16 protein-coding genes are annotated in these 23,364 nt (G+C 65.5%); 5 read left to right on the forward strand and 11 right to left on the reverse strand.

What is annotated here, in order from left to right:
- Positions 1–62: 62 nt before the first annotated feature.
- The 4 genes from llg_RS05370 to llg_RS05385 form a co-directional block, all read right to left on the reverse strand.
- Positions 63–2,531, reverse strand: a complete 2,469-nt coding sequence (locus tag llg_RS05370; RefSeq protein WP_338288556.1) for a CapA family protein — start codon at positions 2,529–2,531, stop codon at positions 63–65.
- Positions 2,528–3,880 (reverse strand): hypothetical protein, encoded by a 1,353-nt coding sequence (locus llg_RS05375; protein WP_338288558.1) that lies wholly within the window; start codon positions 3,878–3,880, stop codon positions 2,528–2,530. The genes llg_RS05370 and llg_RS05375 overlap by 4 nt, the downstream gene beginning before the upstream one ends.
- Before the next feature lie 121 nt (positions 3,881–4,001).
- Positions 4,002–5,267 (reverse strand): DUF1080 domain-containing protein, encoded by a 1,266-nt coding sequence (locus llg_RS05380; protein WP_338288560.1) that lies wholly within the window; start codon positions 5,265–5,267, stop codon positions 4,002–4,004.
- 8 nt (positions 5,268–5,275) lie between these two features.
- Positions 5,276–6,349 (reverse strand): Gfo/Idh/MocA family oxidoreductase, encoded by a 1,074-nt coding sequence (locus tag llg_RS05385; RefSeq protein WP_338288561.1) that lies wholly within the window; start codon positions 6,347–6,349, stop codon positions 5,276–5,278.
- A gap of 312 nt (positions 6,350–6,661) precedes the next feature.
- Between llg_RS05385 and llg_RS05390 the strand changes: the two genes are divergently transcribed.
- Together llg_RS05390 and llg_RS05395 are read left to right on the forward strand one after the other, a co-directional pair.
- A complete protein-coding gene (locus llg_RS05390) occupies positions 6,662–11,989 on the forward strand; it encodes an Ig-like domain-containing protein (protein ID WP_338288563.1) in 5,328 nt (1,775 codons plus the stop codon).
- Between the two features lie 4 nt (positions 11,990–11,993).
- Positions 11,994–12,824, forward strand: a complete 831-nt coding sequence (locus llg_RS05395; RefSeq protein ID WP_338288564.1) for a tetratricopeptide repeat protein — start codon at positions 11,994–11,996, stop codon at positions 12,822–12,824.
- A gap of 207 nt (positions 12,825–13,031) precedes the next feature.
- Here the strand turns inward: llg_RS05395 and llg_RS05400 are convergent, their stop codons facing one another.
- The gene (locus tag llg_RS05400; RefSeq protein ID WP_338288567.1) at positions 13,032–14,294 is read right to left on the reverse strand and encodes a Gfo/Idh/MocA family oxidoreductase; all 1,263 of its coding nucleotides are present in this window, start codon (positions 14,292–14,294) and stop codon (positions 13,032–13,034) included.
- A 126-nt stretch (positions 14,295–14,420) separates the two neighbouring features.
- Positions 14,421–15,716, reverse strand: coding sequence for an MFS transporter (locus llg_RS05405; protein ID WP_338288569.1), 1,296 nt, complete (start codon positions 15,714–15,716; stop codon positions 14,421–14,423).
- A 240-nt stretch (positions 15,717–15,956) separates the two neighbouring features.
- Here llg_RS05405 and llg_RS05410 point away from each other — a divergent pair, with 240 nt between their 5' ends.
- The 3 genes from llg_RS05410 to llg_RS05420 all read left to right on the forward strand — a co-directional run bounded on the left by llg_RS05410 (position 15,957) and on the right by llg_RS05420 (position 19,440).
- Positions 15,957–17,255: a Gfo/Idh/MocA family oxidoreductase gene (locus tag llg_RS05410; RefSeq protein WP_338288570.1), complete on the forward strand. Its 1,299-nt coding sequence runs from the start codon at positions 15,957–15,959 to the stop codon at positions 17,253–17,255.
- Positions 17,256–17,320: 65 nt separating this feature from the next.
- Positions 17,321–18,430: a formylglycine-generating enzyme family protein gene (locus llg_RS05415; protein WP_338288571.1), complete on the forward strand. Its 1,110-nt coding sequence runs from the start codon at positions 17,321–17,323 to the stop codon at positions 18,428–18,430.
- A gap of 41 nt (positions 18,431–18,471) precedes the next feature.
- Positions 18,472–19,440 carry an FAD:protein FMN transferase gene (locus tag llg_RS05420; RefSeq protein WP_338288572.1) on the forward strand — a complete coding sequence of 323 codons (969 nt, stop codon included), beginning with the start codon at positions 18,472–18,474 and terminating at the stop codon, positions 19,438–19,440.
- Here the strand turns inward: llg_RS05420 and llg_RS05425 are convergent.
- The 5 genes from llg_RS05425 to llg_RS05445 all read right to left on the reverse strand — a co-directional run bounded on the left by llg_RS05425 (position 19,409) and on the right by llg_RS05445 (position 23,357).
- Positions 19,409–20,284 (reverse strand): LysR family transcriptional regulator, encoded by an 876-nt coding sequence (locus tag llg_RS05425; RefSeq protein WP_338288574.1) that lies wholly within the window; start codon positions 20,282–20,284, stop codon positions 19,409–19,411. The two genes, llg_RS05420 and llg_RS05425, sit on opposite strands and share 32 nt — an antisense overlap.
- A gap of 148 nt (positions 20,285–20,432) precedes the next feature.
- Positions 20,433–21,365 (reverse strand): hypothetical protein, encoded by a 933-nt coding sequence (locus tag llg_RS05430; RefSeq protein WP_338288577.1) that lies wholly within the window; start codon positions 21,363–21,365, stop codon positions 20,433–20,435.
- Between the two features lie 70 nt (positions 21,366–21,435).
- Positions 21,436–22,290 carry a hypothetical protein gene (locus tag llg_RS05435; protein ID WP_338288579.1) on the reverse strand — a complete coding sequence of 285 codons (855 nt, stop codon included), beginning with the start codon at positions 22,288–22,290 and terminating at the stop codon, positions 21,436–21,438.
- 135 nt (positions 22,291–22,425) lie between these two features.
- The gene (locus tag llg_RS05440; RefSeq protein ID WP_338288581.1) at positions 22,426–22,725 is read right to left on the reverse strand and encodes a transcriptional regulator; all 300 of its coding nucleotides are present in this window, start codon (positions 22,723–22,725) and stop codon (positions 22,426–22,428) included.
- Positions 22,722–23,357: a hypothetical protein gene (locus llg_RS05445; RefSeq protein WP_338288583.1), complete on the reverse strand. Its 636-nt coding sequence runs from the start codon at positions 23,355–23,357 to the stop codon at positions 22,722–22,724. Before llg_RS05445 ends, llg_RS05440 begins: the two co-directional genes overlap by 4 nt.
- Positions 23,358–23,364: the final 7 nt, after the last annotated feature.

Here is a 23,364-nt window from a genome sequence, read left to right on the forward strand (position 1 = left end):
GGAACGGGAAGAACCTACCCTTTCCTTAACTTCGACGCCATCACGCAATCATGTATCCCGCATTACCGTAACCCGCTCAGTTTCACCCCGCCACGGGCATCCACGACCAGCCACACCGGCGGCGCGGTGTTGCGGGGAGTTTTCCATATGAAATCTCCCAGCGAATACACGATCGGCCGCCCGCGGTAGAAATCCGCCCGCTGGGCCACGTGGGGGTGCGAGCCCACCACGGCGGACGCCCCCCAATCCACGAATCGGCGGGCCCACTCGGTTTGCTCCGCCGAAACCTCGGCGGTGAACTCCCGGCCCCAGTGGGCGAACACCACCGGTGCCAGCCCCGCCGCCCGGGCCACGGCGATGGCGTCCCGCACCTCCGACGCGTGGGCGGGCAGGGTGTGCGAACCATCGGTTTCCACGGTGGCTTCCGGTGGCCCGGGGACGATGAAATTGACCGCGATCACCGCGAAACCGCTCCCCTGCCACGGTCGCGCGGCTTCCTCCAGCCGCCCGCCGCCGGTGAAACCGATGCCCCTCTCCCTCAATGCTCCACGGGTGGCCGCGGCATCGCCATCCGCAGCGTGGTTGTTCGCCACCGACACCGCCACGCAGCCCGCCTCCCGCAGCCAATCGAGGCGCTCCGGCGGCCAGGTGAACTCGTATTTCCGGGCTCCCTTCGGTTGGCCGACCGCTCCTTCCAGATTCGCGATCCAGGGTTTGCCGCCGAAGACCTTGGCCGCCTCCAGGACAACCCCACGTTCCACCGCCGCGAGGTTCACATCCCCTGCCACGCCGAGACGTCCGGTTTCGTGGAACTCCGGCCTCACCAGCAGATCGAAGCCGGTCCGCTTCTCCAGCAGCTTGTCCAGTCGCACCACCTCCGGAAAGCCGCCGAGATGATGGGCCACCAGATCTTCTCCGGTAAGCACGCCGAGCGGCGGCCGGTCCTCCCACACCGCGGCCACATGGGAGCCGAGGTGCACCACCAGCCCGCGCCCGACCATGTCCGCCGCGAAGGGCACGGCGTCCCCCGGCTTGCACCCGGTCCGGATCACCTCCAGGTAACGCCGGAGCTGAGCGGGATTGCACCACGGCAGCGGATCACCCGCGCGCCGCCATGCATAGACGAGGAAGTTCGCGCAATCGTTCCCGACGCCGGTTTCCGGTCCGGTTTCCCCCTGCTGCCGCAGGAACCCCGCGCCGAACACATAGGGCAGGCCGAACTGCTCGGAGAGCCCGGCGTGGAACCCAAGGCCGGTGGTGGCCCGGACCTCGAACGGCGGAGTCGCCGCCATCGTGCCATCCGCCAGTTCGACCCGTGCCACCAGTTTGATCCGCCCCCACCCGGCGGGCAGGAACGATTGCCACAGCCGCGGCGGCAGCGCGCCATCCTCGGTCACCGCGACGGATCTCGCCAACTCACGGACATACGGCGGCGCGGCGGAGGCGAACATCTTCCCGGCGGGCAGATCCGGCAGCACGTTGTAGCAGGCGAGCTCCGGTACCAATGCCGACCACTCGACGCGGCGGAAGGCACTCCCCGCGCTCGATTGCACCCGCAACACCGGCAGCGCCTCGACGGCTGCCCGGGTGATGCCGTCGGTTTCCGGCTGGAGATTCTCCGCCACGATCCGCCACTCGCCATCCTCCGTGGACCAGTGGTCCAGCAACGCGGCCCAACGCGGGTCCTCGACCTCGATCCGGCCCCGGTTGCCCACCAGAAAACGCCTCATCGCGACCGTGGAGGCGGAGGGATCGAACCGCGGTGGCACCTCGCGATTTCCATAGAATTCTTTCGCCCGTTCCGAGCGATCCGGCCCCTCGATCCCGAAGGGCTGGAAGTGCACCCGCGCGTTCGCCACCGCCAGCGAACGGGTCAGCGCCAGCATGAGCAGCCGCTCCGCCTCCGCATCGTCCTTCAGCCACGGCCGCGAAATGGCGAAGGTCACGAGCCGCAGGTCCTTCATCCCAAGCACGGCGCTCCAGATCGCATCGAAGCGGCGCTCGCAGGCCTGCGGTTCCATTCCGGCGAAGGCATCGAGATCGATCGTGGCGATCACCGGCAAGCCAGCGGGCCTTGCGAGATCCCCCTCCGTGATCAGTTCGTAACGCCCTCCCAACTTCCCGCCACCGCGCGTGTCCGCGCCGGGGCGTTCATCGAGCTGGCGCTTCACCTCCGCCAATTCCCCATCGCGCCCGCCCAGCCACCACACCTTCGCCACCGGCGCGGGCATCAACGGCTCGATCCAATTGTAGGCCTGGAGCGTGCCATCCCGCCGCCAGCCATCCACCCGCAACCGCCGCTCGGCCTCCGTGGACACCCGCCGCAGTCCCTCACGCAGCCGGTTCGATCCATCCACCGCGCTGGCGTCCGAATGCGCGTCCACCATCACCAGCAGATGCGGCTCATCAAGATCCACCGTCCGCGCGATCGCCGCGAAGGCCGAAGCGTGGTTGTCCTCGATGAACACCGGCAGCTCGCGGCCGAAGCCGACCGCGAGACACGCCAGCCATCCTGCCAGCAGCGCCTTCACCGCGCGCCCTGGACCTTCGGCTCCTTGTCGAGCATCTCGTGCAGCATCACCGAGGAAATGCAGGTATCCTGCCACTTCTTGCCCTTGTACACGCCGCGGATCACCAGCTTCACCGATTTCACCGGCTTGTCGTAGCCCTTGATCCGGAAGAACTGGCGGTCATCCGAATCCCGCAGCGTGACCGGCATCTTGAAGTCATCGTTGAGCACGATCTCGATCATCGAGGGACGGTTGTTCGCCTCGAACAAATCCTTCACCCCCGCGTAGCCGGGGCTGATGCTGACCGCGTAGAGCTTCACCTGGCGCGTCGGTTTCAGGAGCAGGAACTCGCCGATGCCATCCCCCTCCACGCCCTCCGACCAGATGCTGTGGTTCTCGTCGTGGTTTCCCGGGCCGAGGTTCGAAGCGCTGTATTCATTCTTCCCCTGCTTCGCGAGGGTCGAGCTGGCGGTGGCGGCGTAGTCGTTCGACACCAGGCACCAAACGCCGGTGCGCTGCTCGTAGCTGCGCTGGATGTGATTGTCGCCATCGTAGTTGCCATAGCCGCGGCGGCCGGGCACGGCTTCGATCACCAGGTCATCGTCGAGCGTCGGTTCCAGATTCTCGAAATTCCAAACCCAGGCGCCGCCCTGCTTGCCGAAGCGGCCCGCCGGCTTGCGGATCACCAGCTCGTCGCCATCGACTCCGGCGGCGGTCACGGTGACCTGCCCCTTGGCGATCGTGTCCTTCCACACGCCACCGGTGGAGAGCCGGTAGCGGAAGGTCAGCGGCGAGATGTCGTAGTCCTCGCTGATGGACATCTCCGACTTGTCGTAGGTGGAATCGTAGCGAATCACGATCTCGCGCTCCTGGCCCTTGTCGAACTTCAGCTCGGAGACCTCCCAGCCCTGGATGCCCGCCAGTTTGTCGGAGCCGGGGAAGGCCTTCACCTTGCCCTCGGCGAAGGGCTCCGGGAGATACTTCACCTCCAGCGGCTTGTCCGCGGTCACCGAGTAGCCCTTGCAGTATTTCAGGGCCACCTTCTCCGTGCCGCCCTTGCCGGGATTGGACGAGGAACCGTCCTCGTTCATCATGTCATCGTGGACGACCTCCACCGGGAAGCCGAAGCGCACCTTCACCGACGAGTCCGCCTCGTTCTTCATCCGGTAGCGAACCTCGACCTTCGCGTGGTCCGCCTCCAGCCGGATGTCGAGTTTCTCGTCGAGGATGCGGACGTTCTCGGTGCCGGACGGCTCGAACGGGGAGATCCCACCGGTGAAATCGACGCCGAAACGGTAGCCGCCGCCATTACCCCACGCCGGAGCGGCCAGCAGGCCGATGGCAAGACAGGTCCATGATGCCATTTTCATAACCTGCATCCTGCGATGGATTCCCCCGCGAGCCAAGCAAGTTCATGAAGCGGAGTTGTCCCAAGACCACCCCGTAAAAAGCCCCGGAGGAAATCCCCCGGGGCCGTGAAGCATGGGAGCCTTACAGCTCCTTGATCCAGATATTGGAGAAATCGATCGACGCGCCGTGGTGTTGAAGCGCGAGCTTCCCCTTGGCAGGCATGCCCGGAAGCTTCGCGCCATCGATGACCTTCTTGTCATTGACGAGGACCTTCAGCGTATCGCCGCGGACGATGATCTGGGTGGTGTTCCACTCGCCGAGCAGGCGGTCCGCCTTCTCCTTCGGCGTCACGGCGGCCCGGACCTCGGCGGACTGGGAACCATCGGTGCGGTAGCCGTAAACCTCGCCGGATCCGACCGGCCAGTTCCACAGGTTGACCTGGCTCTTCGAGCTGCCGCGCAGGTAGACGCCACTGTCGAGTTCCTCGACTTCCACCGTCTCCGGCTTGCCATCCGCACCTTTCTTCTCGCTGCCATCCGGCAGGATGATCGGACGCTGCATCTTCGGGCCGGTCCCGTTCCAGCGCCAGTTGAACACCAGGATGAAATCGCCGTATTCCTTCTCGGTCCAGAGCTGGCTCGCGCCCTTCGCGGTGCCGATGTGCTTGAGAATGCCATTCACCGGCACCCAGCTCTCATCGTCCGCCTTCTCCGGCTTCCAGCCGGTGAGTGTCTGGCCGTCGAAAATCCGGGTGAATCCGGCGCCCACCGCACCGGCATCGTTCGCGGCCGGCGGCAACTCGCCGATGGTCAGGTTTCGGTACGAGACACGATCGCCATGGCCGAGGAAGGCCAGGTGGCCGCCGCGGCGCTTCGCGCCCTCGTGCTTCGGAAACTGCTTGTTCAGTTCGTCGAGGTTCGCGCGCAAGGCGACCTCGCCATTGACCTCGATGCGGACATTCGGACCGTCCATCACGATGCGCTCCTTGTTCCATTCGCCCACCGGCTTGAGCAGGCCCTGCTTGGCAGGCACCAGGGTGTAGAGCGAACCGTGGAACTGGTAGGGCTTGAGGTCCTTGTACTTCGGATCGGTGCTGTCGAGGATCTGCGCCTCCATGCCGACGTAGGCGGAATCGCCGGTGCCGGGATAGTGGAGGCCGATGCCGTTGTTCGCGCCCGGCGTGAGCTTGAATTCGAAATCGAGGATGTAGTTCGCGAAAGTGTCGTCGGTCACCAGATTGCGACCCTGCGGGGTGCAAGTGATGGCACCGTCCTCGACCACGTAACCCTCGCCGTGCCAGCCGGTGAGGTCCTTGCCATTGAACAGCGGACGGGTCTTGAGGTGCGGTTTCGCGTCCTGCGCGAACACGGGCGCCACGAGGGCGAACAAGGGAAGAAGGCGTTTCATGAGGTGAATCAGAGTTCGATGGTCTTTCCGGTGCGGAAGCTCTCGTCCGCGGCGGCGACGATGCGCATCGAGGCGACGGCGTCGTTCATATGATCGGTGAGATCGAGGTTCTCAAGGATGGCCTTGAGGAAATACTCCTGCTCGCGGTGGCACAAGCCATCGTGATCGGGTTCGTCATCGAGGCGGACGGTTTCATCGGCTTTCGAAAAGGTGCCGTCGGCCTTGAGTTCGGAGTGGTGGAGGCGCAACGCCTGGGTCTGGGTGTGGGCGTCGACGTTCGCGCTCTGGCCCTCTCCACCGGCCTTCTCCGCGACGATCGAGACGCAGCCCTTCGGGCCGACCACGTCCTTCACGAAGAAGGCGACCTCGCTCATCATCGGGCCCCAACCGGCCTCATACCAGCCCACCGAGCCATCGGCGAAGGTCACCTGGAGCGCGCCGTAGTTCACCTTGCCCTCCGGGAGCTCGTCGGTGAGTCGCGCACCGATACCGGACACGCGCACCGGCTTCGAGCGGGTCATCTGGCACATCACGTCCACGTAGTGCACTCCGCAATCCACGATCGGCGAGATCGAGGACATCAGGTTCTTGTGGGTGTTCCAGTTCGCGCCGGACGATTGCTGGTTGAGGTTCATGCGCATCACCAGCGGCTTGCCGAGCGAGTGCGACATCTCGATGAATTTGATCCAGCTCGGGTGGTGGCGCAGGATGTAGCCGATCACCAGCTTGCGGTCCGCTTTGATGGCGGCGTTCACGATGCGCTCGGCCTCCACCACGGTTTCCGCCAGCGGCTTCTCGATGAAGACGTGGCAACCAGCGGCGAAGGCGGCCTCGGCGTACTCGGCGTGGGTGTCCGGATAGGTGGAGATCGAGACGGCGTCCGGCTTGGTTTCCGCCAGCGCTGCGTGGAAATCGGCGAACTCGGGATATCCGCCGCCCAATTCCGCATTCAATTTCGCGCGGGACTCAGGGGAACGGGTGACGATGCCACAGACTTCGAAGCCGGGAATGCGATGGTAGGCCAGCGCGTGGGAACGGCCCATGTGACCGGCGCCGGCGCAGAGGATGCGGATGGTTTTCATACGAAAGGAACGGGAGCCAAAACGGCAGGGAAACCGCGATCTTTCAACCTTCCAGTCGGGATCTAGGCCTCCGGTGGCGCATCTCCTGCAAGGGAGACGACCGCCCCGGCATCATACCGCATTCGGGCAAAACCGGACGCGGATTTTCGGAAATAAGCTCCGCAGGTGACGAAATCCCCGCAAGCGCAACGCGGTTCGCCGTTTCCGCAAGGAGGACGTCACGCACCTGTAACGTGACGATTTCTTCTCCGCCGGGCCTTTGCACGATCGGAACGAACCGGGGCACCAATCGCATTCCGTTCCAAAATCCTCATGCATCTCCGTTACTCCCTGCCAGCCTGCATCTTCCTCGGTGCCCTATCGGCGCACGCCGCCACCCTCCAGTTCGGACACGTGGTCGTGGTCCAGAACGACAAGAACGACACCAGCGCCTCCGTCACCCTCAGCAAGGGTGCCGGCAGCACCTCCGGCTTCACCATCACCGGCGGCAACCGTGGCGACTACGACCTGAGCTTCAGCCAGACCACCGATGGCAGCAGCGGCGTAGTGATCACCTCGGTGAGCGAAAACGGCCGCACCAACACCGCGGGCAGCGACACGACGGGACTCTTCTACGGAACCAGCAGCGGCGACGGCAATTCCACGCCGAGCAAGTACACGATCGCCACGTTCCGCGCGGCGCAAGGGGATGACGTGAACATCAACACGTCCTTCGCCTACTTTCCCTACTCGGATTGGTACGCGGGCTTGGTCCGCAACTCCGCGAACACCAACGGCGGCGCGAACAACACCTACACCGGCCATACCGCCATCCACCTCGGCACCGAGCTTGTGGACCTCGGCGGCGGCCTGACCACGCTCGACCTGCGCGCGCTGGGCCACGATCCATCCACCGGCGTCCTGCTCGTGAACCACGCGAAGAACGAGGACAACTTCGCCCTCTCCCATGCCAACGCCGACGGCACCTTCACCATCATCAACAAGGACAACGGCTCCAACACCTCGACCTACGAGCAGGATCCGGTCTCCTTCGCCTTCATCCCGATCGACAAGGTCGGCACCGGCAACCTGATCGCCGCGGGCCGCGTCAACGGCAACGGCTCGACCGACACCGCCGCGGGCAATTTCTCCGTCACCAAGGCCGCCAACACCGGCGAGTGGTATCTCACGGTCCCCGGCTACACCCATGCGAACGGCGTGCTGGTGATCAGCCCGGAAGGCGGCGACACCAACAACCTCGACAACATCGTCAGCTACCAGTGGGACGCGGCGAACTCCCGGTTCGTGATCCAGAGCCGCGACCTCACCGACGCCACCACGCTGCCCGGCTTGCAAAACATGGCCTCCGCCGGCGAGGACGCGTTCAGCTTCGCGTTCTTCTCCACCACCCCCGCGGGCAACCTGCCACCGGAAGTCGAGATCAGCTCGCCCGTCGACGGCGCCACCGTGCTGAACAACGCGCCGCTCAACCTCGACCTGCAGACCGCCGATGGCGACGGCAGCGTGGCCAAGGTCGAGATCTACGAGGGCCCCACCAAGATCGGCGAGGTGACCACGGCTCCTTGGTCCTACGCGATCGCCACCCCGGCGCTAGGCAGCCACGTTTACACCGCCAAGGCGATCGACAATCTCGGCTCGGTGCGCACGTCCGCCCCGGTCACCGTCCAGGTCACCCCACCGGCCGGTTCCGGCGGCCTGTTCTTCGACGGTGCGAACGACCACGTGGCTTTCGGTGACAACGCCGCGCTGAAACTCCAGAACTTCACGCTCGAGTGCTGGTTCAAGCGCGAGGGCGCGGGCATCGTGGCCAGCACCGGTTCCGGCGGCGTTTCGGCGGTCCCGCTGATCGCGAAGGGCCGCGGCGAAAGCGATGGCTCGAACGTCGATTGCAACTACTTCCTCGGCATCACTGCCGCCGGCTATCTGGCCGCGGACTTCGAGGACTACGCCACCGGCCTGAACCACCCGGTGACCGGCATCACCGCGGTGAGCTCCGGCGTGTGGCACCACGCCGCCGTCACCTTCGATGGCACGCAGTGGAAACTCTACCTCGATGGAGCGCTGGAGACCACCTCCTCCACCAGCGGCCAGATTCCGCGCTACGACAGCATCCAGCACGCCTCGCTCGGCACGGCGATGAATTCTACCGGCGTCCAGGAGGGCCGCTTCCTCGGCTTCATGGACGAGGCCCGCATCTGGAACTACGCCCGCAGCCTGCAGGACATCCAGGGTTCGATGAACACCGAGATCTCCGCGGCGGGCGGCCTGGTGGCACGCTACGGATTCGCCCAGAGCACCGGCACCACCCTGCTGAACTCGGCGGGCGGATCGGTGGACGGCACGCTGGTCAATGGCCCGATGTGGACCGCGGGCTACAACGGCTTCACCGGCCCGACCAACAGCTTCCCGACGGTCACGCTCGACAGCCCGCTGAACAATGGCACCACCACCGCGGGCCTGCCGCTCACGCTGACGGCGACCGCCAGCGACACCGACGGCACAATCGCGAAGGTCGAGTTCTACGACGGCGGCACCAAGCTCGGTGAAGCCACCAGCGCGCCGTTCTCCTTCGTCTGGACGAACCCCACGCTCGGCAGCCACACCCTTTCGGCCCGCGCCATCGACAACCTTGGCGGCATCGGGGCCTCCGCGGTTTCCACCATCCTCGTCCAGCCACCCGCCGGGACCGATGGCGTGTATTTCGATGGCGTCAACGACTACGCCACCTTCGGCACCAATGCGGCGCTCGGCTTGCGGACCTTCACGCTTGAGACTTGGTTCAAGCGCGACGGCGCCGGCACTCCCGCGGGCAGCGGCAGCGGTGGCGTTTCCGCCATCCCGCTGATCGCGAAAGGCCGCGGCGAGAACGACGACAACACGCTCAACTGCAACTACCTCTTCGGCATCCGCGCCAGCGACGGCGTGCTCTGCGCCGACTTCGAGGAAGGCCCGGATGGCACCACGCCCGGACTCAACCACCCGGTGGCCGGACAAACTCCGGTGCAGACCGGTGTCTGGCAACACGCCGCCGTGACCTACGATGGCACCACCTGGCGTCTCTACCTCAACGGCAATCCCGAGGGCGAACTCGCCGTCGGACAGCCTCCCGCTTGGAACAGCATCCAGCACGCGGCGCTCGCCGCGGCGCTCAATTCCACCGGAGTTCCAGAAGGTTCCTTCCAGGGCGTGCTCGATGAAACCCGCATCTGGAACCGCGCCCGCACCGTCGATGAAATCCGCGCCACCATGAACAGCGAGCTGCCGTCCGCCACCGGTCTGGTCGCCCGCTACGCGATGAACGAACCGAGCGGCGCGGTCATCCACAGCAGCGCCGGAACCACCATCGATGGCACTCTGACCAACGGCGGCTTCCGCACGCTCGGCGCGCCTCTCAATGGCGACGTGCCGCCCACCATCAGCCCCGTTTCCCCGGCCCAGAACTCCACTGGCGAAGGCACTTCGGTGAACCTGAAGGCGCTCGTCGGCGACGTGGATTCCCAGAACCTCACCGTGAAGATCCACGCACGCCGCGTGGGCACCACCAGCGCGGGCGAGGACTTCACCGTGATCGCGCTGCCGGACACCCAGTACTACTCGGCGGAGGCGAACGGGGGCACCGCCTCGATCTACTCGGCCCAGACCGACTGGATCGTGAGCGAAATGGACCAGCGCAACATCCAGTTCGTGATGCACCTCGGTGACATCGTGGACACCGGCAACGTCCTCACCCAGTGGAACAACGCCACCAATGCGATGTACCGTCTGGAGAACCCGAACACCACGCTGCTGCCCAACGGCCTGCCCTACGCGGTGGCGGTCGGCAATCACGACCAGACCCCGAACGGCAACGCCGATGGTTCGACCACCTACTTCAACACCTTCTTCGGCGTGCATCCGACCACCGGCATCAACCATTTCGCCGGCAAGCCCTACTACGGTGGCACTCAGTTCACGACCACCGCGGACAACAACTACGTGCTCTTCAGCGGTGGCGGCCTCGACTTCATCCTGATCAGCATGGAGTACGACACCTCGCCGGACGCCGAGGACCTCGCCTGGGCCGACGCCTTGCTCAAGCAGTATCCCACCCGCCGCGCGATCGTCGTGAGCCACTACATGGTGGACATCGGCAATCCCGCGCCATTCAGCGCGATGGGTCAGGCGCTCTACACCGCGCTCAAGAACAACCCGAACCTGATGCTGATGTACGGCGGCCACATCCACGGCGAGGGCCGCCGCTCGGACACCTACCAGGGCCGCACGGTCCACTCGATCCTGGCCGACTACCAGGGCCGCACCCGCGGCGGCGACGGCTGGCTGCGCATCCTCGAGTTCTCGCCCGCAAACAACCGCATCCACACCCGCACCTATTCGCCCTCGCTCAACCAGTTCGAAACCGACGCGGACAGCGAGTATGACCTCACCGTGGATCTCCAGTCCGCGCTGGAGACCTTCAGCGAGGTCACCACGCTGACCAACGTCGCGCCGGGCACCACCGTCTCCGTGCCCTACACCAACCTCCACGCGGGCACCCGCTACGAGTGGTACGCCACGGTCTCCGACGGCACCACCACCATCCTCAGCCCGGTGCAATCGTTCACCACCGCAACCGCTCCGCAGCCACCCGCCGTTTCCGTGACCAGTCCGGTGAACGGCGCGAGCTACACCATCCCGGCGAACCTCACCTTCGAGGCCACCGCCTCGGACACCGACGGAACGATCGCGAAGGTGGGCTTCTACAACGGCACCACGCTGCTCGGAGAGGACACCACCGCCCCCTATTCCTTCACTTGGAACAACGTGCTGCCCGGCAGCTACACGATCTTCGCGAAGGCCATGGACAACGGTAGTCAGGAAACCACGTCCGCTCCGGTGTCCGTGACCGTGTCCGATCCGAAGCCGGTGGTTTCGATTGCCGCCAGCGATGCCAGCGCCGGGGAATTCGGTGCCGATCAGACGCTCGGCTTCACCTTCACCCGCAATGGCGACACCGCCCAGGCTCTGGACGTGGCATACTCGCTCGGCGGCTCCGCCACCACGGGTGCCGACTACCTCACGCCCACCGGCACGATCACCATCGCCGCCGGTGAATCCACCGCCGTGCTGCCGCTGACCGTGCTGCCGGACAACGCCAACGAAAGCAACGAGACGGTGATGGTTTCGATTTCCGACGCGAACGCCTACCACACCGGCACTCCCGCGGTGGCCACCGGCATCATCGCCGACAAGCCCTCGCAGGAATGGGCCTACGCCCAGCTCTCCGGTTCGCCGCTGTCCGCTCCCACGGACGACGCGGACCACGACGGACGCCTTAACCTGATCGAATACTTCATGAAGAGCGAACCGGGCAATAGCGGTAGCAACGGCCTGTTCGAAATCCTGCCCCCGACTCCGGAAGGCGCGATCAAGGTGCGCTACAACCGCGCCAAGGATCTGGCCGATGTGAGCGGCGCGCTCGAATGGTCCAGCGACATGATCCACTGGTTCGGCAGTGGCGGCAACGACGGTGCCCACACCCTCACCATCACCGAGAGCGTGGTGTCCGGTGCGAACACCGATCCGCAGACCATCGAGGCCACCGTGCAGCCCACCGCCGGTGGCCAACCGGAGCGGATCTTCGTCCGTCTCTCCGTCCACTGATTCCATGAACCGACGGATTCTCATCCTGGCTTCCTTGCTGATTTCCTGCGGTTCCGTGGTGGCACACCCGGATGCCAGGGAGTCGCTCCAGGAAATCGACAAACAGCTCGTCGGGAATCCGCTCGACGTTTCCCTCCTCGTCGCGAAGGCCGCCGTGCTGCGCGGCGTGGAGGAACTGGACGCGGCCTCGAAGACCCTCGACGAAGCGGAGCGCCTCGCGCCCGCTTCCCCGGAGGTCGCGCTCGGCCGCGCCCAACTTCTGCTTGCTTGTGACAACGACAGGGGCGCCCGCATGATGGCCGATGCCATCGTGCGGGCGCATCCCCGCTTTCCCAATGGCTGGGAGTTCCTGGCCTCCCTGCAACAGAAGGCAGGCGAAACGGACGGCGCGATCGACTCGCTCCGCAAACACCTCGCGTTCTCCGAACGCTTCCACGCCGATGATTTCACCGCCTGCGCACGGTTGCTGGAAACTCGCGCCAAACCCGGCGATAGGGAAGAAGCCGTGCGCATTCTGGACGACGGCATCGCCAAGCTCGGCTGCATGACCGGCCTACACATCATGGCCGCGAACCTCGAAGTCTCGCTCGGCCGCCACGACGCCGCGCTTGGCCACTACGACGCCCTCGCCGCCCGCTACCGGCCACGCCCGGAATGGGCGGTGGCCCGCGCGGGCATCCTGCTCCAGGCGAACCGTCCGAAGGACGCCGCCGCCGCGTTCGATGCCGCCATCGCCATGCTCGACGCCCTGCCCCCCGCCCGCCGCGAAGGCCCGGAAGTGGTGAAGCTCCGCGCCAGCCTGGTCACCCAGCGCGAAGCGGCGCTCCAGAAGTAGCACAACTTTCCAAGTTGTGAGTGGGAGGACCCGCGAAGCTCCTCGCGGGTCCAGTCCTCAATGAAGTGATCGGTTACCAGTGGCCAGCGATCAGTGAAGAGCGGAAAGAACCGAAGAGCGCTCTGCTCTGATCACTCCTAGGCGGACTGGATCTGCACAGCCCTACGTTCATCCTCCCATGCGCAAGTTGGAAACTTACGCTACTTCTCACACCTCGATCTTCCACGGCCCGCGCATCGGCTGGTTGATCAATGCATTCGCCGCGGGATCGTCGAACTTCAGCGTCTTCGGATCGAACTTGAGGCTCTTGTTCAGGCGGTGGGCGGTGACGCCCATGTTCACCATCGTGCAGGACCAGAAGCCGTTGCTCTCGTTGAGCGCGAATTTCTTCCGCGTCCGCACGGCCTCGTGGAAGTCGGCGAGTTGCGGCTCGGGATCGGGCAGCGCGGCGAGTTTCTTCTCCAGGTCCGGGATGTCGGATTTGAAGTTCTTGAAGATCTTCCCCTTCGGCCCCTCGATGTAAGCCGCGTCCTTGTCCTTGTTCTCGCCGTCGAGGATCACCTTGCAGCCGTCGGCGTAGGTGAACTCGATGCGCCGCCACGAGCCGATGGCATCGGAGTCCTGCGGATCGGCGTCGATCTCCACCGAGATCGGACCGGTGTCGTCCTTGCCCAGGATATACTGGACCGGATCGAGATAGTGCTGGCCCATGTCGCCGAGGCCGCCGCCATCGTAGTCCCAGTAGCCGCGGAAGGTCTGGTGCGTGCGGTGCGCGTTGTAGGGCTTCATCGGCGCGGGCCCGAGCCAGAAATCGTAGTCGAATCCCTCCGGCACCGGTTGCACCGGCAGGTCCTTCTTGCCGGACCACACGAACTTCCAATCGAAGCCCGTCACACCGGAAACGGTGACCTTCAGCGGCCAGCCGAGCAGACCGTGCATCGCCGCCTTCTTGAGCTGCTTCACCGGCACGCCCATCCCGTAGAAGTTGTCCTTGAAGCGGAACCAGGTGTTGAGACGGAACACGCGCTTGTGCTTCTCCACCGCCTTCACCATCGCGACGCCCTCGCCGATCGTGCGGCTCATCGGCTTCTCACACCAGATGTCCTTGCCCGCCTTCGCGGCCTCGATCGCCATCAGCGCGTGCCAATGCGGCGGCGTGGCCACGTGGATGATGTCGATGTCCTTGCGCGCGAGCACCTCGCGGAAATCGTGGTAACCTTGGATGCCCTTCGCCTCGCCACCGGCCTGCTGCATCCTCTGGTCGAGGTGGCGTTTGTCGACGTCGCACAGCGCGAGCAATTTTCCCGGCATGCCGAGGTGCGAGGCACTGATGCCACCGCAGCCGATAATGGCGCGGGTCAGCTCCTGCGAGGGCGGCGTCTGGCCGGAGAGCCCGAGCACGCGGCTCGGCACGATCTGGATGGTCGCCAGCGCGGCGAACGACTTGAGGGCATGGCGACGGGTGATCATGACAAAATCAGGGAACCGTTTGGCTACGAAGGAAAGGCGGGCCGTGTTTCAACACTCCCGTCTCTCCTATTCCGCGTTCGGGGATTTCCGGACACACCCCGTGATCAATTTTGTCCAAGTGCCACCTCAAGGGAGCTCGGACGGCACGTTCACCGGCGGCTTGCCCGGAGCGGCGCGGTCCCAGAACGCGAGGGCGAACACAACGGCCACGCCCACCGCGATGCCCGCGGGCATCAGCCAGAAGGCCTTCGCGCCCGCCAGCCAACCTTCCTTCGTCGCCGCATCGAGGCCGGTGTGGCCGCTCCACCAGTCCAGCACCTTGTTCCCCACCAGCATCCCCGCGCCGTAGGTGAGCAGACCGATGAGTCCCTGCGCGCTGGCGCGGATCTCGCGGGGTGCCTTGCGGTCGGTGTAGAGCTGGCCGGTCACGAAAAAGAAATCGTAGCAGATGCCGTGCAGGGCGATGCCCAGGACCAGCATCGCGGGCACCGAGGGAGCGAGACCGAAGACCGCGTAGCGCAGCGTCCACGCCAGCATCGCGGTGAGCAGCATCCACTTCACGCCCAGCTTCCGGAAGAAGAACGGCACCAGCGCCATGAACACCAGTTCGCTGACCTGTCCCAGCGCCATGACCCCCGCGGACTTCTCGCCGAAGGACGCCTTCGCCACGAAGGGGTAGGTCATCGCGTAGTAGAACGCGAGCGGGATGCAGATCAGGAACGAGCACACCGCGAACACCAGGAAGGCCGGGTCCTTGAACATCCGGAAGGAATCGAGCCCCAGGATCTTCACGATGCTGATGGGCGTGCCGCGGCCGCTCGGCGGCGTGGCGGGAAGCATGAAACTATAGAGGCCGTAGATCGCGCTCACCACCGCTCCCAGTTTCATCGGGAACGCGGTCGAACCCGCGTCGGTGATGCCGGGCAGCACCGGCAGCTTCACCAGCCCGAAGACCGACTGCGCCACCACCAGTCCGGCGACGATCCAGCCGATGGTCCCCCACAGCCGGATCCTCGGGAACTCCTCGTCGGCATCCGCGATATTGTGGAAGGCGATCGTGTTCACCAGCGCGAGCGTGGGCATGTAGCACAGGAAATAGCCGAGCAACCACGCGAAGAGAGCGTCCGGCGAGCTGGTGACCGAGGCGCATTTCCACAGCAGCGCGGCCCCCGCGAGGTGCAGCACGCCATTGACCCGCTCCGCGTTGAAAAAGCGGTCCGCCACCAGGCCCACGAACAGCGGCGCGATCAGGGCCGCCCAGTTGTTCGTGGAGTAGATGTGGCCCACCACGTTCTGCCCGGCGAAGATCTGCCCGAGGTAGCCCCCGAGCGGGACGAAGAAGCTGCCCCAGATGAAAAACTGCAGAAACATCATCACGGACAACTTGAACGTGGTGCCGGTGGAGGACGGGGCGTGGCTCATGGTCGGGTCGATACGAAATCCGGTTCCTAATATTTCGCCACACTGCAAGGGATCGGAACCGGATGTCGATCCGGAAGAAAATTCCAGGTATTTCCGTCAGCTTCCGGGAATCCACGGTATCGGAAAAACGCGCGCTTCCCGAGGGTTTCCATGCAACCTCCGGGTGGGACGATTCCTTGAAATATCGGGGTTCAGCCCTACCGTAACGAGCCGCGTCAATCATTTGTCACCGTTCCTGTCATGAAGCCATCCGCACTCGATCGTCGTACGTTTTTGGGAGTCACCGGGGCCACCGTCGCCGCCGCCGGCTTCCCCGCCATCCTGAAGGGTGAAGAAGCCGCCGCCTCGAAACAATTGAAGATCGGCCTCATCGGCTGCGGTGGCCGCGGCACCGGCGCCGCCAGCCAGGCGCTCTCCGCCGATCCGAACGTGAAACTGTGGGCCATGGGCGACGCCTTCGCTCCCGCGATCAAGAACAGCCTGCACAACCTCGCGAAATTCGGCGACAAGCTGGACGTCCCCGAAGCCCGCCAGTTCGCCGGGCTCGATGCCTTCCAGAAGGTGATCGAAAGCGGCGTGGACGTCGTCCTCCTCGCCTCGCCTCCGGGATTCCGCCCGCAGCACCTGCGCGCCGCGATCGAGGCCGGCAAGCACGTCTTCGCCGAGAAACCGATGGCGGTCGACGTGGCCGGCGTGAAGTCGGTGCTCGAATCCGCGAAGCTCGCGAAGCAGAAGAACGTCTCGATCCAGCACGGCTTCTGCTGGCGCTTCGCCCCCGGCGTGCGCGAGGCCTACGGCAAGATCACCTCGGGTGAGCTCGGCCGGGTCTACTCCGTCTACGGCACCTACTTCGGCACCCCGCCGAAGCCGCTCCAGCCCGGCATGAAGAAGCCAAGCAACATGGGCGAGGTGGAATGGCAGGTCGCCTGGTGGAACAACTTCGAATGGCTCAGCGGCGGCCCGTTGCTCGAGCAGGCGATCCACACCGTCGACAAGATCGCGTGGGCAATGAACGACGTCGCCCCGATCGCCGCCATCGCCAACGGCGGCCGCGCGATGCGCACCGATGACAGCAACATCTACGACCACTACAACATCACCTTCGAATACCCCGGCGGAGTCATCTGCCACATGGGCGAGCGCCAGTTCCCCGGCCTCTACGCCGAGGTGGTGGACCGCGTGTATTGCGAGAAGGGCACCGTGGTCTGTCCGGACAATCCGATGGTGCTCGGCCTCGATGGCCGCAAGCGCCAGTGGATGTACCGCCCGCAGCCGGGCATGGAACAGAACATGTACCAGGTCTGCCACAACGAGTTCTTCGCCTCGCTGCGCAAAGGCGAGATCATCAACAAGGGCGAATACATGGCGAACAGCACCATGCTCGCCATCCTCGGCCGCGAGGCCGCCCACACCGGCCTGCGCGTGACCTGGGACGACCTGTGGAAGGTGAACCAGGACATGGCCCCGGACACCCTCAAGTTCCAGGACGCGTTCGCGATCGCCCCCGCGCCGGTGCCGGGTAAGTACAAGCTCGCCTGACCTTCCCTTCCGTGATCGAATCCAAGCCCCCGGAAATCGCTTCCGGGGGCTTCCTTTTGCCCGCCATGCACGCCCGATTGCTTTCCATCCTGCCGCTCCTCGTCGTCACCGCGCGCGCCGACGATTCCGCGCTGCCGCATCCCGAACTCCTTCCCACCACGAAGAAGATCCACGAGCTGGTCGCGAAGGAAACTGCACCCGCCGCGGACGCCATGAAGCCCTTCAGCGAAAAAGTGCCGAAGGCCGCGGACGCCACCTTCGATCTCGTCCCCATCCCCGGCGGCGAATTCACCATCGGATCACCGGACAGCGAGACCAAGCGCGGCAACGACGAAGGCCCGCAAAAGAAACTCAAGATCGAGCCGTTCTGGATGGGCAAGATCGAGGTGACCTGGGACCTCTACCAGCCCTTCATGGACAACCAGAAGGCGCGCAACAAGGACGGCACCCTCAATCGCGACAACAATCTCACCACCTCCGAACCGCCGGAACAGAAGGACGGCGAGACGCTCGTCGACGTGGTCACGCAGCCGACCCCGCCGCACCTGCCGATGCACTTCGGCATGGGCGAGGGCTATTCGAAGCAGTATCCCGCCATCGGGGTGACGGCCCACGCCGCGAGCAAGTTCTGCGAATGGCTCAGCGCCCAGACCGGCCACTTCTACCGCCTGCCCACCGAGGCGGAGTGGGAATACGCCTGCCGCGCCGGCACCAAGACCGCCTACTTCTTCGGCGATGATCCGGCCCAGCTCGACGACTACGCGTGGTCGGTCGGCAATTCCGAATACCAGTACCAGAAGGTCGGCACGAAGAAGGCGAACCCGTGGGGACTCTTCGACATGCACGGCAACGTCGCCGAACTCTGCCTTGACCAGTACATTCCCGATGCCTACGCGAAGGCCAAGGACGGCGCGACCAATCCCTGGATGCCGGTGACCAAGCGCTACCCCACCGTCTACCGCGGCGGCAGTTGGAACGACGACCCGGACAAGCTCCGCTCCGCCGCCCGCGGCCACACCGATCCGGCGCTGAAGATGATCGACCCGCAGGTGCCGAAATCGCTGTGGTATTTCACCAACGCCCCCTGGCTCGGCTTCCGCGTCATCCGCCCGCTCAAGACCCCGAGCGCGGAGGAAATGCACCGCTACTGGAACATGGACGGCGATAGCGAGTGATTCTCTCACTGGGACCGCGGACTTCAGTCCGCCCTTCATCCATGAAGCCCCCTTGGCTCCTCCTCTTACTCTGCCTTCCTCTACTCTGCCGCGCGGAAGACCACCGCTTCACCTTCGAGCGCGGCCTGATGGGCACGCGCTTCGCCATCACCACCCACGGCCCCGATGAGGTGAAGGCGAAGGAAGCCGCCGCCGACGCCTTCGCGAAAGCGGAGGAGATCAACGCGGTGGCCTCCGACTACATCGCGGACAGCGAGGTGCTCTCCCTTTCGAAAGCGCCCCCCGGCCAAGCCACCGTCGCCTCCCCTCTCCTTTTCGACCTCCTCGTCAAAGCCCGCCACGCCGCGGACCTCACCGAGGGCCGCTTCGATCCCACCATCGGCCCGCTCACGAAACTGTGGCGCGAAACCCGCCGCCGCGGCCAGCTCCCCGATGCGGACACGCTGGCCAAAGCCCGCGCCGCCTGCGATTGGCATGCCTTGAAACTCGATCCAGCCACCCGCGGCGTGACTTTGGAGAAACCCGGCATGCGCCTCGATCTCGGCGGCATCGCGAAGGGCTACGCGGCCGATGCCATGTTCACCCTTCTCCGCGACCGCGGCTTTCCCCGCACCTGCGTCGCCGCCGGTGGCGATCTGCGTCTCGGCGATCCTCCGCCCGGCGAAACCGGCTGGAAAGTCGGCATCCGCTCCCTGGAGAAGGACAAGCTGTCCGACGAAATCCCGCTCGCGAACTGCGGCGTTTCCACCTCCGGGGATCTCCAGCAGTTCGTGGAAATCAGTGGCGTGCGTTACTCGCACATCATTGATCCCGCGACCGGCCTCGGCATGACCCGCCACCTCGCCGTCACCATCGTGGCGAAGGACACCACCACCAGCGATTCGCTCGACAACGCCGCCTGCCTGGCCGAGCCGGATCAAGCGGAAGCCTTGGAGAAATCGTGGGGCGCGATCCGGGTGATCGTCACCACTCCGCCGCCTATCCCTTCGCCCGCTCCCGCAGGCCGCTGAGCACCAGCTCCGCCAGCGGGTTCAGCTTGCCGCGCCACAGTCCGGCGATGGCCAGCTTCGGGAACGCCCCCAGCTCCAGGCTGGTCACGCCGCGCGCGATGCGGATGCCGGGCGCGGCCACGCTGAGGCCGGCGCCGAAGCCCTTCGCCACATAGGTATGCACCAGTTCCAGCGAGTTCACCTCGATGCTCGCCGGCCAACGGATGCCCGCCTTGTCCAGCCCCTTGGCAAACAAGCGTGAGATCGCCGCGAACTCCGGCGGCCGCACCAACGGCAGGGCGCCCGCGATGCCCGCGACCCCGGACTTCGGCACGCTGAAACCCGGTGGCAGCAGCAGCAACAGCGGCATCGAGATCAGCGTCTCATGCTTCACGCCGGACGGCGGCCTCTCGACCAGTTCCGTCACCGCCAGATCCACCTCCTCGCGCTCCAGCATCTCGAAGGCGCTGCCCTGGTCCGCATCGGAGAGGAAGAGTTCGAGGTCCGGCTGCACCTTCCGGACCGCCGAGAGCACCGCGGGCAGGTGATCCCGGATCAGGGTCACCGGAGCCGCCAGGCGCAGCCGCCGCGAAGCCTTCCCCGAGATCCGCGCCGTGATTTCCGGCAGCGATGTGAAAAACGGCGAGAGGAAATCGAACAGCTCCTTTCCCGCAGGAGTCAGCTTGAAGGGGCGGCGCTGGAACAAGCGCACGCCGAGATCCTTTTCCAACTGTGCCACCTGCCCACTCACCGCCGGCTGCTGGATGCCGTAGGGCATCGCGCGTGTCGCCGCCGTGATGCCGCCGCTGCTCGCGACGTGGTAGAACAGCTCCAGGTGGTGCAGGTTTGGCGGGGTTTCCGGCATGCCGCCATCATCGCCTGAATCGATGTTTTGACAAAAACATTCGACTCACGGCATTCCTCGATTCCGGTCATCCTGCGGGTGTCTCGCAAACTCCCCGTCCGGTGCGGTCCGCGCTCATGACGTGCGGCGCACCGGCGGCGGAGGCGGATCACGGGTCCACCGGCTTGCCGAAGGCATTGTCCGCGGCCTTCCCGGCCGTCGCCTTGGTGGCATCCGGCTTGGTCGCGTCTTCCTTGGGCGTCAGCAGATCCCTGAACTGCTTCGCCCAGTCCGGAGCCTTGGCATGGGCGGCAAACTTTTCCAGATGCTGGAACATGTGCAACGCCGCGTTCCGCTGGTCGCCCGAGCGGTAGGCGTCCATCTCCATCTGCCAGACCAGCTCGGGGTAGGTCTCCTGCTGGAACTTCTCAGCCGCGCCTGGATCCTTCGCCCACTGGGCCGCGGCGATGCCTTCCTGCTGGATGCGCTTCGCCCACGCCGCCCGGAGGCCGTCGATCTTGTCCGCATGCCGCAGCGGCGGCATCACCACGCGCTCGAAAATCCCGTTCGTGTCCAGCGGCGCGGTCGGCCAGTCCTTCACCGTCACCGAGTCCACCCCATAGGTCTGGGCGAAGATCGAACCGAGCACGGATTGCCGCAGCACGTTGCGCTGGTCGGCCAGCTTCGCCGCGTTGCCGTAAATCTCGTCCATCACCCGGGTCACCTCCGGGCCAAAGGTCGTGATCTCCTTTTTGGTCGAGGCCGCCTGAAGGGTCAGCAGCAGCCAGTGGAGCTGGAGCCGCAGCGCCTGATGGAAGCCCGCGTCGGAGAGCTGCGCCTCCTGCTTGCGCTTCCACTCGCGGAATTCCTGCGGCTTCTTGCCCTGCTCCTCCACCTGCTGCTTCTCCACGCACTTCAGGTAGAGCTCGAGCGCCGCCTGATCGCTCCCCACCGCCGCCTTGAACGCCGCCACGGCCATCGCATAGCGGGCGTCGGTCTTCGCGTCCGCCGTGTCCTGGATCTTCTGGAGTTTTTCCAAAAGGGCATCCCGGTCCGCCTGGCTCAGGGGATCGGCATGCAGCAGGGGGGCGATGGCGAGCATCACGGCAACAATGGAGAATCCACGCATAAGGGTCTTCTTGCACACCTCCCGCCCCTCGCCAAGCACTCGTTCAGGGTGAACGAGTCATCCCCCGGACCAGCGCCTCCACCCGTTCCCGGGAAACGAACGCCCCGGCACTGACCGCGACCCGGCGGCAGCCCTGGAGCGCTTCCGCATCGTCCACCGTGGCCGCGGCCTTTCCACAGCGCCGGGCGGTCTCCAGCAATGCCTCCACCGAGGCCTCACCCGGGTCACCCGCCACCAGCACCCCGTCGCACCACCCGCACAGGGGTTCCAAGGCCTTCTCCCGCGACGCCATCCCCGGAGCCAGTGTCTCGAGCACCGTGATCCGTGCGTCCCGGTAGCGCATCCGCAGTTGCTGCCCCAGCCACGCCACCCGCCGTGGCGAAAGCGTGGTCTGGCTCACGGCCCCGAAAGCCGGCGCGTAACGCAGCCGCGCGATGTCGGTGGTGTCCTCCAACACCACCGTGCCGGGGTAATCCGCCGCCAGCGCGCGGGTTTCCGGATCGTCATGACGGCCGATCACCAGCGTCTGCGCCCCCTCCAGCTTCAGCAGTCCCAGCGTGACCTGTGCCCGCCGGACATGAGCCGAGCGGGTATCGACGATCCGCCAGCCGCGCTCTTTCCATCCCTGCTTGTCCCGCGCCGGGGTGCCGCCGTAGGGCAGCACCACCGTCTTCACCCGGTGGAAATCCTCCTCCTCCGCCTCCTCGATCACCCCCAGCCCCCGCAGCCGCTCCCTGACTCCGGCATCCGGCATGAACACCCCGGGAACCGCCACCGGCCCCTGCGCCGCCAGCCGCTCCACGCTTTCCAGCGCCGTCCGGGTCTCCACATCCATCCCCAGCACCGCTGCCAGCCGGATCTCCACGCCCGCCCCGATGCCCGTGTTTTGCTTCGACATGACCGCACTCATCGCTTTGTATTGCAAAGTATTGATCGTCAAAAAATCCGGCGCTCGGCCGGACAACGCTGCACTTTGCAACACAAAGCTAAATGCTGACAAGAGGATTCGCACGTTCCTCCGGGGAACTCCCTCTCACTTCCCGAGATCCAGGATCTGCGCGAGAATTGAGAGATACTGCTCGAAGGCCTTCCGCCCCTCCTTGTTCAGCGTGTAGAGGGTCTGCGGCCGCCCATCACCGGTGAGCTTCTCCCCCGCGATGAAACCGGCCTTCTCCAAGGTCCGGAGGTGGGTGATCAGGTTGCCATCGCTCATGTCCAGCTCCGCCTTCAGGTCCTGGAACGGCCACGGCTCCGCACGGGAAGCCAGCAGCGTCATGATGGAAAGCCGCCCCTTCTCGTGAATGGTTTTATCGATCTGGGAAAAGTCGATCATGCGGCGGCTTCCTCGCGGCGTCCGGTGGTGACGATGGCCGCGCCATAAACCAAATGGAAGCCCCCGAAGGCAATCGCCATCAGACGGGAGCCGTTTTTCAAATACGCCATCACCGGCGCGATCTGGGGGCCGAGGAGCCCCGTCAACGCGGCCAGCGCGAAGAAGCCGAAGATCACGAAGGCCCAGCCCAGCCAGACCATCGACTTCGGCGCGAACTCGCGGATCGCCAGCAGGGCGATTCCATAATGGAGAATCCAGAAACAAGCGGCCTGTGAGGTGCCGCTGGCGATGCCACCGCGCACCGAAAGCAAGCCGAGGAACCCGCCCGCCATGATCGAGGGCAGCGCGCCGCGGATCGCCAGCTTCAGACCGGACGTCCACATCCGGCCGTTCTTCGCCGCCGCCACCCGGAAGATCTGCCACGCGTTGAACAGCAGCACCGCCGCCAGCCCGCCCAGCCACACCGCCGCCCACGCCCAGCCGGCCTTGTTCTCGGACACCCACGCTGCCCCGAGCGCCGCCGCCCCGCCCACCAGCGCCGTTTCCCCGGAGAGGGCCCGGAACACCGTGGCCCGTTCCATCATCGAGCGGATCACCCGCAGCTGCTCCGCCGCCTCCTCGCGTGTCGTCATGCTCCGC

This window comes from Luteolibacter sp. LG18 (assembly GCF_036322585.1).
Taxonomy (GTDB): Bacteria; Verrucomicrobiota; Verrucomicrobiia; order Verrucomicrobiales; family Akkermansiaceae; genus Luteolibacter.

Coding starts and splice junctions, on each gene's coding strand:
- llg_RS05420 (WP_338288572.1), top strand. CDS start 18,472: ATGAAGCCCCCTTGGCTCCTCCTCTTACTCTGCCTTCCTCTACTCTGC.
- llg_RS05400 (WP_338288567.1), bottom strand. CDS start 14,294: ATGATCACCCGTCGCCATGCCCTCAAGTCGTTCGCCGCGCTGGCGACC.
- llg_RS05410 (WP_338288570.1), top strand. CDS start 15,957: ATGAAGCCATCCGCACTCGATCGTCGTACGTTTTTGGGAGTCACCGGG.
- llg_RS05380 (WP_338288560.1), bottom strand. CDS start 5,267: ATGAAACGCCTTCTTCCCTTGTTCGCCCTCGTGGCGCCCGTGTTCGCG.
- llg_RS05385 (WP_338288561.1), bottom strand. CDS start 6,349: ATGAAAACCATCCGCATCCTCTGCGCCGGCGCCGGTCACATGGGCCGT.
- llg_RS05425 (WP_338288574.1), bottom strand. CDS start 20,284: ATGCCGGAAACCCCGCCAAACCTGCACCACCTGGAGCTGTTCTACCAC.
- llg_RS05435 (WP_338288579.1), bottom strand. CDS start 22,290: ATGTCGAAGCAAAACACGGGCATCGGGGCGGGCGTGGAGATCCGGCTG.
- llg_RS05395 (WP_338288564.1), top strand. CDS start 11,994: ATGAACCGACGGATTCTCATCCTGGCTTCCTTGCTGATTTCCTGCGGT.
- llg_RS05440 (WP_338288581.1), bottom strand. CDS start 22,725: ATGATCGACTTTTCCCAGATCGATAAAACCATTCACGAGAAGGGGCGG.
- llg_RS05415 (WP_338288571.1), top strand. CDS start 17,321: ATGCACGCCCGATTGCTTTCCATCCTGCCGCTCCTCGTCGTCACCGCG.
- llg_RS05405 (WP_338288569.1), bottom strand. CDS start 15,716: ATGAGCCACGCCCCGTCCTCCACCGGCACCACGTTCAAGTTGTCCGTG.
- llg_RS05375 (WP_338288558.1), bottom strand. CDS start 3,880: ATGAAAATGGCATCATGGACCTGTCTTGCCATCGGCCTGCTGGCCGCT.
- llg_RS05445 (WP_338288583.1), bottom strand. CDS start 23,357: ATGACGACACGCGAGGAGGCGGCGGAGCAGCTGCGGGTGATCCGCTCG.
- llg_RS05430 (WP_338288577.1), bottom strand. CDS start 21,365: ATGCTCGCCATCGCCCCCCTGCTGCATGCCGATCCCCTGAGCCAGGCG.
- llg_RS05390 (WP_338288563.1), top strand. CDS start 6,662: ATGCATCTCCGTTACTCCCTGCCAGCCTGCATCTTCCTCGGTGCCCTA.